General features: G+C 60.2%; 6 protein-coding genes. All 6 read left to right on the top strand.

Annotation, left to right across the window (positions count from 1 at the left end):
* Positions 1 to 72: 72 nt before the first annotated feature.
* The 6 genes from MWU38_RS11395 (at position 73) to MWU38_RS11370 (ending at position 12621) form a co-directional block, all read left to right on the top strand.
* On the top strand, positions 73 to 1269 hold the full coding sequence (locus MWU38_RS11395) for an acyl-CoA dehydrogenase family protein (RefSeq protein WP_247271920.1): 1197 nt from the start codon (positions 73 to 75) through the stop codon (positions 1267 to 1269).
* A 28-nt stretch (positions 1270 to 1297) separates the two neighbouring features.
* On the top strand, positions 1298 to 2434 hold the full coding sequence (locus MWU38_RS11390; protein ID WP_247271919.1) for an acyl-CoA dehydrogenase family protein: 1137 nt from the start codon (positions 1298 to 1300) through the stop codon (positions 2432 to 2434).
* A 457-nt stretch (positions 2435 to 2891) separates the two neighbouring features.
* Positions 2892 to 4226 (top strand): cytochrome c family protein, encoded by a 1335-nt coding sequence (locus tag MWU38_RS11385; protein WP_247271918.1) that lies wholly within the window; start codon positions 2892 to 2894, stop codon positions 4224 to 4226.
* A 2-nt stretch (positions 4227 to 4228) separates the two neighbouring features.
* Positions 4229 to 6196 (top strand): heme-binding protein, encoded by a 1968-nt coding sequence (locus tag MWU38_RS11380; RefSeq protein WP_247271917.1) that lies wholly within the window; start codon positions 4229 to 4231, stop codon positions 6194 to 6196.
* A 3-nt stretch (positions 6197 to 6199) separates the two neighbouring features.
* Positions 6200 to 8113 carry a hypothetical protein gene (locus MWU38_RS11375; protein WP_247271916.1) on the top strand — a complete coding sequence of 638 codons (1914 nt, stop codon included), beginning with the start codon at positions 6200 to 6202 and terminating at the stop codon, positions 8111 to 8113.
* Positions 8114 to 8160: 47 nt separating this feature from the next.
* Positions 8161 to 12621 (top strand): hypothetical protein, encoded by a 4461-nt coding sequence (locus MWU38_RS11370; protein WP_247271915.1) that lies wholly within the window; start codon positions 8161 to 8163, stop codon positions 12619 to 12621.
* The last annotated feature ends 44 nt before the right edge of the window (positions 12622 to 12665 follow it).

Here is a 12665-nt window from a genome sequence, read left to right as displayed (position 1 = left end):
CGATGAAACAGCCCTTGACGTTTACGTAAGGTATGGCAGGAGGGCGGCAACCAGATCAATCGGAGAGAGAGCATGAACCTCGAATTCACGCCCGAAGAAAACGCCTTCCGCGAAGAAGTGCGCGCCTTCATCGAAGAAAACCACCCAAAGCACCTTGAGGGCATGGGCAACCGCGAAGACATGTCGCCTGAAGACATGACCGCGTGGCACAAGATCCTCGGCAAGAAAGGCTGGTCTGCTCCTGCATGGCCGGTTGAATACGGCGGCACCGGCTGGGACGCGACACAGCGTTATATCTGGTCCGAAGAAAACGCGCGCGTCGGCACCTTCATGCCGCTTCCTTTCGGCGTCTCCATGGTCGGCCCGGTGATCTACACCTTCGGCAATGAAGAGCAGAAGAAACAGCACCTCCCCGGTATTCTTTCGGGCGAAGAGTGGTGGTGTCAGGGCTATTCTGAGCCGGGCGCAGGGTCCGACCTTGCCAGCCTCAAGACCACTGCCGTGCGCGATGGCGATCACTATGTGATCAACGGTCAGAAGACCTGGACCACTTTGGCACAACACGCTGACTGGGGCTTCTTCCTGTGCCGCACCGACCCGGACGCAGCCAAGCCGCAGGAAGGCATCTCCTTCATCCTCGTCGACATGAAAACGCCGGGCGTTGAAGTGAAGCCGATCAAGCTGATCGACGGCGGTTATGAGGTCAACGAAACATGGCTCACCGATGTGCGTGTGCCGGTCGAAAACCTTGTGGGCGAAGAGAACAAGGGCTGGACCTATGCCAAGTTCCTTCTCGCGCACGAGCGTTCAGGCATCGCAGGCGTTGCCCGTTCGAAGCGCGGCGTTGAAAAGCTGCGCGAAATTGCAGCTGCGGAAACCCTCGAGGGCAAGCCGTTGATCGAAGATTTCGATTTTGCCCGCAAGGTGAGCCAGCTCGAAATCGATCTCGCCGCGCTTGAAATCACCGAACTTCGCACGCTCGCTGGCGAACAGGCCGGTAAGGGTCCGGGTCCTGAAAGCTCGATCCTCAAGATCAAGGGCACCGAAATCCAGCAGCGCCTGACCGAACTCACGCTCGAAGCGGTGGGCTCCTATGGCACGCCAATGTACGGCAGCATCGCAGATCACGGCTCGAACGAGTATCAGATCGGTCCCGACTACGCCCAGCATTCGGCGGCGACCTATTTCAATATGCGCAAGACCTCGATCTATGGCGGATCGAACGAAATCCAGCGCAATATCATCACGAAAATGATCCTCGGCCTTTAAGGCGTTAGGACACCGGAGGGAACACAAAGTGGACTTCAATTTCACTGAAGAGCAGGACATGGTGCGCGATGGTTTGTCGCGTATGGTCCGCGAACAATACGGTGCCGAAGAGCGCCGCCAACTGATCGCAACCGACGCCGGCTGGAGCCGCGAGGTCTGGAGCCAGCTGGCAGAGCTCGGCATCCTCGGCATGAGCTTTAGCGAGGAAGACGGCGGCTTTGGCGGCGGCGCGATCGATTCCATGGTTGTCATGGAAGAGTTCGGCAAAGGCCTCGTGGTAGAGCCTTACGTGCCCACCGTTGTGTGCGCAGGCGGCTTTTTGAAGCACGCGGGCACCGCGGCACAAAAGGAAGAGCACATCGGCGGCATCGTTTCTGGCGAGCGTGTTTTCGCTTTCGCCTATGCAGAGCCACGCGGACGCTATGACCTTGCCAATCTTGAAACCTCGGCAAAGAAAGACGGCGGCGACTACGTTCTCAACGGCCACAAGGCGGTCGTCATCGGCGCGCCTTGGGCAAGCCACCTTGTCGTCACCGCCCGCACCAGCGGCGAGCAAACCGACAAGCAAGGCATCAGCGTCTTCATCGTCGACAAATCTGCCGAAGGTGTGACCACCCGCGATTATGCCACCGTCGACGGGCGCCGCGCATCGGAAGTCTATTTCGAGAATGTGCGCCTTCCCGCAGACGCCCTCATCGGTGAAGAAGGCAATGCCTTCCCGCTGATCGAGCGTGTGACCGACGAAGCGATTGCCGCACAATGCGCAGAAGCGTGCGGCGCGATGAAGGTCGCACACGCCATGACGCTCGAATATGCCAAGCAGCGCAAGCAGTTCGGCGTTCCGATCGCCAGCTTCCAGGTGCTCCAGCACCGCATGGTCGATATGTACACCGAGTATGAGTGCTCGGTCTCGATGACCTATCTTGCAACGCTGCGCCTCGAAAAAGAAGAGCGTGAGCGCAAGCAGGCGGTGTCCGCTGCAAAGGTCCGTGTGGGCCAGGCGGCGCATCACATCGGCGAAGAAGCGATCCAGATCCACGGCGGCAACGGCATGACCGATGAATACGCCATCGGGCACTATTTCAAGCGCCTGACGATCTTCGATTCCGAGTTCGGCAACATCGACCACCACATGAAGCGCCACATCGCGCTTGCGAGCGGCTAAACGCCCGTTCGCTGAACCAACTTCATCAAAAGGCCTCGAAACTCCCATGTTTCGGGGCCTTTTTGTGTTCTGCGTCACTTTTTTGATCGAATTTGACAGCTATCCGCAATTGAAGGTTGCATCATCCTGCGAAGCTTGGAACAATCATCACAGGGCCAAAAGGACACTTTAGGCCCCACGGATCAGGCCCATCTGGGGCGGGCTCAGACGGGTCAGGCGAAGTGTCGGTACTTTACAAGCTTTGCTTGGTGTATCGGGCTAAGCCGACGGTAGAATTTTTTGGAAAGTTCGGGTGGCGGTCCCGTCGGGCCTTGCGCCTTTTTCCAGAAAAACGCAGAAGTGTAGCATCTCGAGGGGGGAAGAGATGACGGTTTCTAGGCCAGCTATTTTTGGGGCAATTGCTTCCGGGCCGATTGGCGATTTTCTAAGGTCACTGCGCCGCTTCGATGGCGCCGTTTTGCGTGTTATCGCCGCGTTCGGGCTGCTGCTGGCTCTTCCATCCACCACTTCAACCACCATCGCCTCAAGTCTTGAGGGTGTGGCGTCGTGTGCCGGCTCGACCTGTCATGGCCGTGCAGAGGGCAATGGCGCTGTGGTGCGTCAGGACGAAATCGCCACCTGGCAGGAACCATCCTCGGCAAGCGGCGCGCACAGCCGCGCCTATGCGGTGCTGGCCGGGCGCCGGGGTCAACAGATTGCGCGCAGCCTCGGGCTCGGCAATGCGACACAGGCCAAGGACTGCCTTGGGTGTCATGCAACCTATATTCCGGGCGTTGAGCGCGGCGCCAAGTTCCAGCTGTCCGACGGGGTGGGCTGCGAAAGCTGCCACGGGCCTGCGGGCGATGCCTGGCTGTCGAGCCACTATGCTGTGCCCGCGACCCATGCCTCGAACGTGGCGGACGGCCTCATCCCGCTTTCCGACCCCAAGGTTCGCGCCAATGTCTGTCTGGATTGCCACTATGGCTCGACCAAGCCGGGACAGTTTGTGACCCACGAAATGATGGCGGCCGGCCACCCGCGCGTCTCGTTCGAACTCGACCTTTTCAGCGCGCTGCAACAGCACCACGATATCGATGCCGATTACAAACGCCGCAAACGCGCGCCCAACGCGGTGCGGTTCTGGGCGGTGGGTCAGGCAGAGGCGGTGAAGCGTGCGACCGGCCTTTTCGCCAATCCCGAATATGCGATGGAAGGGGTCTTCCCGCAGTATTACTTCTTCGACTGCCATTCGTGCCACCGCGAGATTCAGGATTCGAACCAGCGCCGGCTGACCTTTGAAGAGAATCCGGGGCGTCCAATTCCGTTCGGCAACGCACCTTTCAATGATGAGAGCATCATCATGTTGACTGCGGTCGCGGGGGCTCTTGTTCCGGGACAGGCCGATGCCTTCAAACAGGCGAGCCGCGATTTCCACGGCGCTCTGGGTGGCAGCGGCGCATCCCCGCGAGAGGCCGCCATGCAGCTTTCGCGGCGGGCAGGGGCGCTCTCCAACGCCTTGTCACAGCGCGCCTATGCCAATTCGGATGCGTTCAACGTGATCGACATTATCGGCAGCAACGCGCTTCGCCCGCGCTTTACCGATTATTCGGGCAGCGTTCAGGCGGTGATGGCGGTCGATACGCTTTTGAACGGCCTTGTGACCAGCGGGCGCGTGACACCGGGCGCGGCGGCGGGCATCCGGTCGAGCATCAACAAGGCTTATGCCGCGGTGGAAGAGCCCAATTCCTATAATCCTGCCGATTTTCGCACCGCGCTTGCCTCGGCGCTGGCCTCTATCAAAAGGTTGCGTTGATAATGGCGGGGGGATTGAAATCATTGAACGCTAAAATCTTTGGTGCGCCGCTTATGGCGCTTGCGCTTTTGTCGTGCGGCGGCGGGGGTGGTTCGACGCCTGCAGGTGGTGGCACCGGCGGCAATCCGGTCCCTGCGCCAACGCCTACGCCCGCACCTCCCGGCGACCTGTTCGCAGCGCCCGCGCAGGAAAGCTTGAGCGTCGCCGAGGTTCAGCAGATCATCGCGCAGGCCGCAGCACAGGCCACGTCGCAAGGGGATGCGGCGACCATCGCTGTCACCGACCGGGTGGGCAATGTTTTGGGCGTGTTCGTCATGCCGGGCGCGCGTGCGACGGTTGCTATTCCGGGCGCTCCCAATGGTCAGGACGTCGATATCCAAGGCCTTGACGTGCCAGCGGCAGGTGCCGCTATCGCCAAGGCAATTACGGGCGCCTATCTGTCGAGCGCGGGCAATGCGTTTTCGACCCGTGTTGCCTCGCAGATCGTGCAGGAGCATTTCCCGCCATCGCCCACCACCATTGGCCTTGAAAGCGGCCCGCTTTTCGGCGTGCAATTCAGCCAGCTGCCCTGTTCAGATTTCAGCGCGCGCGCGTCCGACGGTCTGATCGGGCCAAAGCGTTCGCCATTGGGACTGTCGGCTGACCCCGGCGGCTTCCCGCTTTACAAGAACGGCGTGGTCGTCGGCGGTATTGGCGTTGCCGCTGACCCCGATTACACCTTCGATCCCAACATCCTCGACGTCGACGATGACGTTGATGAAAAAATCGCACTTGCCGGCACGGTGGGATTTGAGGCTCCGATCGAAATCCGCGCGGACCGCATTTCTGCAGACGGCACCAGCCTTCGCTATACCGATGCGACCTATGGCACGCTTTCCAATGTGGCGGGCGCAAGCTTTGCCGGGACGGCGGGCACTGTGGCGCCGGTCACCGGCTACAATGCGGGCGCGATTATCGCTGGTACAGCTTATGGTGCGGAATCCTCGGGCATTCGTCCGGCGACTTCTACGGAATTTTCGCTTGGCGGCGCCTTCGTGATGTCGGACGGGTCGGGCACCAACCGCTTCCCGATCAGAGGCGGCACTGACGGGGCGGATATCGGCAATCCGATAACCCAGACCGAGGCAACCGCCATCCTCGAAGAGGCCTTTCAGGTTATCGCCCGTTCGCGCGCGCAAATCCGCAGGCCGCTGGACAGTCAGGCGCAAGTGACCCTGAGCCTTGTTGATACGCGCGGGCAAATCCTTGGCATCGTGCGCTCTGCCGATGCGCCGATTTTTGGATCGGACGTGTCCTTGCAAAAGGCGCGCACCGCGACCTTCTTTTCTGCACCCTTCGCCGCGAACGAGCTTCTCGCAGGCGATCTCGAAGTGCCGCAATATGTTCAGCGCGTGCGCAATTTCCTGAATGATCCGGCGGCGCTGACGGGCACTTTCGCCTTTGCGGATCGTTCGGGCGGGAACCTTGCGCGGCCATATTTCCCCGATGGCGAAGTGGGCACGCCCAACGGGCCGTTGTCGCGCCCGATTGAACAGTTCAACCCGTTCTCCACCGGGCTTCAGTCTGCGCTGGTGTTGCAGAATCTGGCCGAGCACCTCGCCTTTGTGACCGGCGCATCGCCGAGTGACACGGCGCGCGGATGCACCAAGCTTCCGCAAACGGCCGGTGCGCCGCGCCTTGGCAACGGTATCCAGATTTTCCCCGGCTCGGTCCCCGTCTATCGCGGCAATCAGCTTATCGGCGGGATCGGTGTTTCGGGCGACGGGATCGATCAGGATGACATGATCAGCTTTCTCGGGCTCCACAACGCGGGGGTTCGCACCGGCACGATCAACAATGCGCCCAATGACATTCGCGCCGACAGGATCGTGGTTCAGGTGGGCAGCCGCCAGGTTCGCCTGCGCTATATCAATTGCCCGTTCGCGCCATTCCTCGATGATCCGTCGCAAAACGTGTGTGAGGGGCTTTGAGCCATGGGCATCGCTCCGCTTCTTCCGTTCATGATCCTGATGCAGGCGAACCCCGGCGAGGAGCCTGCAACCGCGCCTTCTGCCGATGAGACCGGTCAGGAGCTTGAGCGCAATCAGAGCGTTACGGGGCCGGGGCTGAATACCACGGCGAAGGAAGAGGCGGACGAGCTCGACAACCAGATCATCGAAGGGCGCGAGCGTCCCGGTTTCAACGCCGAGCTTCCTGAAAAAGTCACACAGGAAAACCCCGGCGCCGTGCGCGCGCCGCCGCCGCAGGCGTTCTCGCCCGATCAGGTGCCAATCCCCGATCGCTGGCGGTTGATCGACAATGTGACCGATATCGACGGCAATCCGGTGATCAAGGAAAGCCTGCTCGATCCTTACAACCAGAACACCTATAAGGGCGACCGTCCGATCAACCCGGACAAGGTTCCGTGGCTGCCGATCAAGGGCGATGACTGGTTCTTCGTCCTCAACGCGATCAGCGACAGCGTTTACGAGCCGCGCACGTTTCCGATCCCCGTCGGTATCCAGACGACCGAGGACCCGGACCGTCTCGATGTGTTCGGCGATGATTTCTCGACCGTTCTGTCGCAGACTTTCATTGTGGGCGCGGCGCTGCTCAAGGGCTCAACCGCGTATAAACCGCCCAGCATCGAATACCGTCTGACGCTTGCCTACAACGTCAATTATGTCGATGTGCCGGAACGGCGCGTTCTGTTTGTGGAACCGTCAAAAGAAAGCCACCGGCTCGACCACTTCCTTGGCGTGCAGGAAGCGTTCGTCGACTATCACTTCACCCCGCTTGATCGCGACCGGTTCGACTTCATCTCGATCCGGGCAGGGATTCAACCGTTTCAGGCTGATTTTCGCGGTTTCCTGTTTCAGGATCAACAGCTCGGCATCCGCCTTTTCGGTAACCGCGACAACAACCGGTTCCAGTTCAATCTGGCCGCGTTCTGGCGGCTTGAAAAAGACACCAACTCCGGCCTCAACTCCGTTACCAAGACCCCGCGCGATGACTTTGTCTTCATCGCCAATGTCTATCGTCAGGATTTCCTGATCCCGGCTCTGACCAGCCAGTTTACGGTTGCCTACAACCGCAATCGCGAAGCCAATGATATCGAGATCGACACCAATGGTTTTCCGGTGCGTCCCGCGCTTCTGGGCGACCTGCGGGGGCGCGATTACGATGTCTTCTACCTTGGCTATAACGTCGATGGACGCATCGGCCGCATCAACATGACGGGCAGTGCCTATTGGGCGCTTGGCGAAGATCGCAATTCGATCCTGACCGGCGAACCTGTCGATATCGATGCGCAATTTGCCGCGCTTGAGCTCAGCTATGACCGCGACTGGGCGCGTTTCCGCCTGTCGGGCCTGTATCAAAGCGGGGACAGCGACCCGTATGATGACACGCACACCGGCTTTGATGCGATTTTCGAAAACCCGCAATTTGCAGGTGCGGATACCTCTTACTGGATCCGTCAGACATTGCCGTTCGCAGGCGGTGGCCGGGTTATCTCCGTCAATGGCCGCAATGGAATTTTGAATACGCTGCGCTCTTCCAAGGAGCAGGGGCAATCCAACTTCCTCAACCCCGGCCTGTGGCTGGTGGGGGTTGGTGCAGATTTCGACCTGACGCCGGAAGTGCGCGTCACCGCCAACGCCAACCATTTGTGGTTTGAAGACACCGCGACGCTCGAAAACTTCCGCATCGAGGGGTCAATCCCCAGCGAGATCGGCTATGACGTTTCGGCCAGCGCGATTTACCGGCCCAAGGCGAACCAGAACATCGTGTTCCGCCTGTCGGCTGCGACGCTGTTTTCGGGCAGCGGGTTCGAGGATCTGTTCGACAATCTTGGCAATGATGGAAACTTCTATTCCGTCCTTGCAAACCTGACGTTGACCTATTGATGGGTGGGGGCTCCATCTTGACGAATTTGAGCGCGAAATTCCGCTTCATGACGCCGGTCCATGGCCTTTTGGCCGTGGCCGCGCTCATCCTTGGTGTGTCGGCATTCCAGGCCGAGACACAGGCAGCGGACAAGGAAAAGCCCACCAAACGCGATTACAGCCTCGTGGTTGCGGCGCCTGCGCCTGCACGCCAGTCACAGGCCGATGCCGACACCAAATCCGAAGGGTGCCTGACTTGCCACCGCGCAAGCGATGCGCCGACCATGCACGAAACGCCCGCCGTTGTGCTGGGTTGTACCGATTGCCACGGCGGGAACCCTGCGGTAGCGGGCAATCCGCAGCTTCCCTACGATCACCCCGATTATCAGGCCGCGCGCGATAGCGCCCACGTCCTGCCGAAATATCCCGACAGCTGGCATTTCCCGAGCAGCGCGAACCCCGAGCGGTCCTATTCGCTGCTCAACAAGGAATCGCCCGAATTCGTGAAGTTCGTGAACCCGTCGGACTACCGCGTTGCGCGTGAAGCTTGCGGATCGTGCCACATCCAGTCCATCGAGGCGGCCGAACGCTCTATCATGGCAACGGGCGCGATGTTGTGGGGCGGGGCGACCTATAACAACGGCATTTTGCCCTTCAAAAACTACATCCTGGGCGAGGCCTATACCCGCGCAGGCGATTCAGCGACGATATCCGGCGTCGGCACGGTGATTTCATCGCCCGGTGATGCGCCCGACGACCAGCTTTCAGAAGAGCAGAAGGCGCGCGGCGTTCTGGGACAGCTTTATCCGCTTCCCACATGGCACGTGATCCCGCCAGCGGATGTCTTCCGCGTATTTGAGCGCGGCGGGCGCACGATCAACTCGCAATTCCCCGAAATTGGCCAGCCCAACATCACGGGCCGTATCCAGCTTTTGGAAGAGCCGGGCCGTCCGGACCTGAAGCAATCGAACCGTGGTCCGGGCACGGGGCTTCGCGTGGCGATCCCGGCGCTTAACATTCACAAGACGCGCCTCAACGATCCGTTCACGTGGTTCATGGGCACCAATGACCAGCCGGGCGATTATCGCCATTCGGGCTGTGCATCGTGCCACGTGGTCTATGCCAACGACCGCGAACCGCGTCACTCGCTGATCTATGCCAAATATGGTCGCGACGGGCAGACGGTGACCGCTGACCCGTGCATCAATCCGGAGGCGAACACCAACGCGGCGCTGCAATGCTATCAACGCGTCACCGGTGCGACCCGCAATCCGGGTGAAGAAGGTCATCATGGCTACAAAAAGGACATCGGCTTTCCCGAAAGCGGGCTGAAGGATGGCGGCTATGATGGTCCGGGTGGTCACGGCGCTTTGAAAGGGCCGGATGATCACGCCGAAGATGGACACGAGGGCGACAGCCACAGCGACAAGCCGAAGCGCGAGAAAGGCCACCCGCTTCGCCACGTCTTCACCCGTTCGATCCCGACCTCCCAGTGCATGAATTGCCACATGCACCAGCCCAACATCTTCCTCAATTCCTACCTTGGTTACACCATGTGGGATTATGAGAGCGATGCGCCCTTTATGTGGTCCGGCCCGGAAAACACCACGCCGCGCCCGCACGGGATGAGCGATGAGGCGTATGAAGAATTCTACAAAACGCAGCGTTTCCCGACCGCAGAGCAAGTGCGCGCGATCATGGACCGCAATCCCGAAGGCGCAGCGGCGCGCGGGATGTGGGGTGATGTCGATTTCCTTCGCAACGTCTATGAACTGAACCCGGAACTCGAACACACGCAGTTTGCCGACTATCACGGCCACGGCTGGAATTTCCGCGGCATCTTCAAGCGCGACCGCGACGGCAATTTGCTTGACGCAGAGGGCGAGATCCTGCGCCCCGGCAATCCGGAAACCGACACGCCCGAAGAGCTCGCCTATCATAACGAACGCTGGCGTCAGCGCTGGCGCAAGGATGACGAGGAACTCTTCGTCGAGGTTGAGAAGAACCCGGCCAAGAACGGCTCGAACAATCCGGGCACCGCGGTTCACATGATGAGCATCCATGCCGAGGTCGGGATGCAGTGTGTTGACTGCCACTTCGAACAGGACACGCACGGCAACGGCCTTATCTACGGCGAGGTCGCCAATGCGATCGAGATTGGGTGTAAGGATTGCCACGGCACTGCCGATGCCTATCCGACGCTGCGCACCAGCGGCCCTGCCGCGCCGCCCGAAGGGCACAACCTCGCGCTCCTGCGCAACCCCGATGGTCAACGCCGGTTTGAGTGGATGGAGAACGAAGACGGTCGCCGCGTCCTGATCCAGCGCAGCCTCGTTGACCCTGAGCTTCAGTGGGAAATGAGCCTTGTGAAGGACTCCGTCGATCCCGAGGCCCCGACCTTCAACGCCAAGGCGGCACGCTCCAAATTGATGAGCGTTTACGGCGCGGAAACCGGCAATTTCGAATTCGGCAGCGGCATCGCCAAGGGCGAGCGTGCGCATGACGATGAAAACATGGCGTGTTTCACCTGCCACCTTTCATGGACGACCTCGTGTGGTGGTTGTCACTTGCCGATTGAGGCGAACTGGAAGACCAAGTCGCACCGCTATGAGGGCGGATCGACAAGGAACTTTGCAACCTACAACCCGCAGGTTGCGCGCGATCAGATGTTCCAGCTGGGCAAGCACCAGACGACCAAGGGTAACCAGACCGCGCCGGTGCGTTCATCTTCGGCGCTGGTCCTGTCCTCCACCAACATCAACCGCGAGCGTATCTATGTGCAACAGCCGCCGATCAGCGCGATTGGCTTCTCGTCGCAAGCCTTTGCGCCGCACTTCCCGCACACGGTGAGGAAGACCGAGACAAAGCAATGCTCTGACTGTCACCTGTCGCAAGACGAAGACAACAACGCGATCATGGCGCAGCTGCTCCTGCTCGGCACGAATTATGTGAACTTTGTCGGCATGCACGCTTTCACCGGACTTGAAGGCGGGATTTCCGCCGTGCGCGTCACCGAATATGACGAGCCACAAGCGGTGCTGGGCTCCTACCTCCACCGTTATTCCTATCCCGACTATTGGCGCCGCCATGTCGAGGACAATGACCGCGAGCTCAAGAATTGGGTGCGCGGGGAAGCGTTCGATGACGATATCTCGGGCGAAACCAAGCCGTTCGAGGAATTTGTCAATGTGCACGAAGGCACGGGCGATGCTGTGCGCTGTCTGCAGATGCGCGGCGAATACCTCTTCGTCGCAGAGGGTAAGGGCGGCTTCCAGGCCTATGACATCGCCTCGATCGCCAACAAGGGCATCTCGGAGCGGATCATCACCGCGCCGTTTTCTCCGCTCGGCCATGACACCAAGGTCAGCACCACGAATGCAACCTGCATGGCGGTGGCGACCAACCAGCCCATCGCGCCAGAGCGCAACACGGCCCGCATGCGCGAGGTCAATCAGGAACAACCGTTCAGCCCGATCTACGACTATGCGTTTATCACGGATAGCGAGGAAGGCCTGATCGCGGTCGATGTGAACACGCTTGCCGATGGCGAATTTCGCAACAACTTCTTCGACCGCGCGCGGTTCGACGATGGTTCGGATGCGTGGAACCCCGATGGTGTGCTGAACGGGGCAAGCCACATCACGCTGGCGGGCGACTATGCCTATATCACCGCGGATGCCGGGCTTGTGGTGGTCTACCTGCCCAAGGAAATTCTCGATAATCCGGCAACGCCCTATGTGGACGAATGCGAGATTGACCCGGCGAACCCGTCGGAAAGCTGTCTTGCCCCGCGCGTGACCAGCGTCATTCCGCTATCGGGTGCGCGGGCGACGACGATCCAGTTCCGCTATCTCTGGGTGACCGACAATGAAGGCCTCAAGGTCTTCGATGTGACGGATATGGCGAGCCCGGTGGCCGTGCCAGAGGCGACCTATCCAATCGCCGATGCACGCCGCATCTACGTCGCGCGCACTTACGCTTATGTCGCGGCCAAAGGCGACGGCCTGATGATCTTCGATGTGAAGAACCCGCGCTCGCCCAAGCTGTATCGTCAGGTGACGTTGGACGGGACACTGAACGATGCCGAGGACGTGATCGTCGGCTCGACCAACGCCTCGCTCTTTGCCTATGTCGCGGATGGCCGCAACGGCCTGAAAGTCCTTCAATTGACCAGCCCCGACAGCCAGCGCAATTTCTACGGCTTCAGCCCGGCGCCGATGCCTGAGCTTGTCGCCTATGCGAAAACGCCGTCTCCCGCTCTTGCGCTTTCCAAGGGCCTCGACCGTGATCGCGCGGTGGATGAAACCGGGGGTCAGATGGCTGTGTTCGGAAGGCTCGGCTCGCGGCCCTTTACCCGGGCGGAAATGGAAAAGCTGTTCATGACGCGCGCAGGCGTTCCTTGGAAAGTCACCGATGAGGTGAATATGAATCGCTGGGTGGGAAGCGGCTTTGGCCCGAGCATGGCAGTCCGCCGCGAAGAAGAAGGTATGGACGCTGAGGCTGAAGACGAGGATAATCTCGGCGGCTAATAGCATCTAGGCCTCAAGGCCTTAGATCACTCGCAGTGCTGGAT

Origin of the sequence: Qipengyuania sp. S6317L1 (assembly GCF_023015615.1) — a bacterium.
Taxonomy (GTDB): domain Bacteria; phylum Pseudomonadota; class Alphaproteobacteria; order Sphingomonadales; family Sphingomonadaceae; genus Erythrobacter.
The sequence above is the reverse complement of the archived record's forward strand: the minus strand, read 5'-3'. Positions and strand labels throughout refer to the sequence as shown.

What these genes read in the sequence shown, in the direction of transcription:
- MWU38_RS11395 (WP_247271920.1), top strand. Translation starts at nt 73, where the DNA reads ATGAACCTCGAATTCACGCCCGAAGAAAACGCCTTCCGCGAAGAAGTG.
- MWU38_RS11380 (WP_247271917.1), top strand. Translation starts at nt 4,229, where the DNA reads ATGGCGGGGGGATTGAAATCATTGAACGCTAAAATCTTTGGTGCGCCG.
- MWU38_RS11375 (WP_247271916.1), top strand. Translation starts at nt 6,200, where the DNA reads ATGGGCATCGCTCCGCTTCTTCCGTTCATGATCCTGATGCAGGCGAAC.
- MWU38_RS11370 (WP_247271915.1), top strand. Translation starts at nt 8,161, where the DNA reads ATGACGCCGGTCCATGGCCTTTTGGCCGTGGCCGCGCTCATCCTTGGT.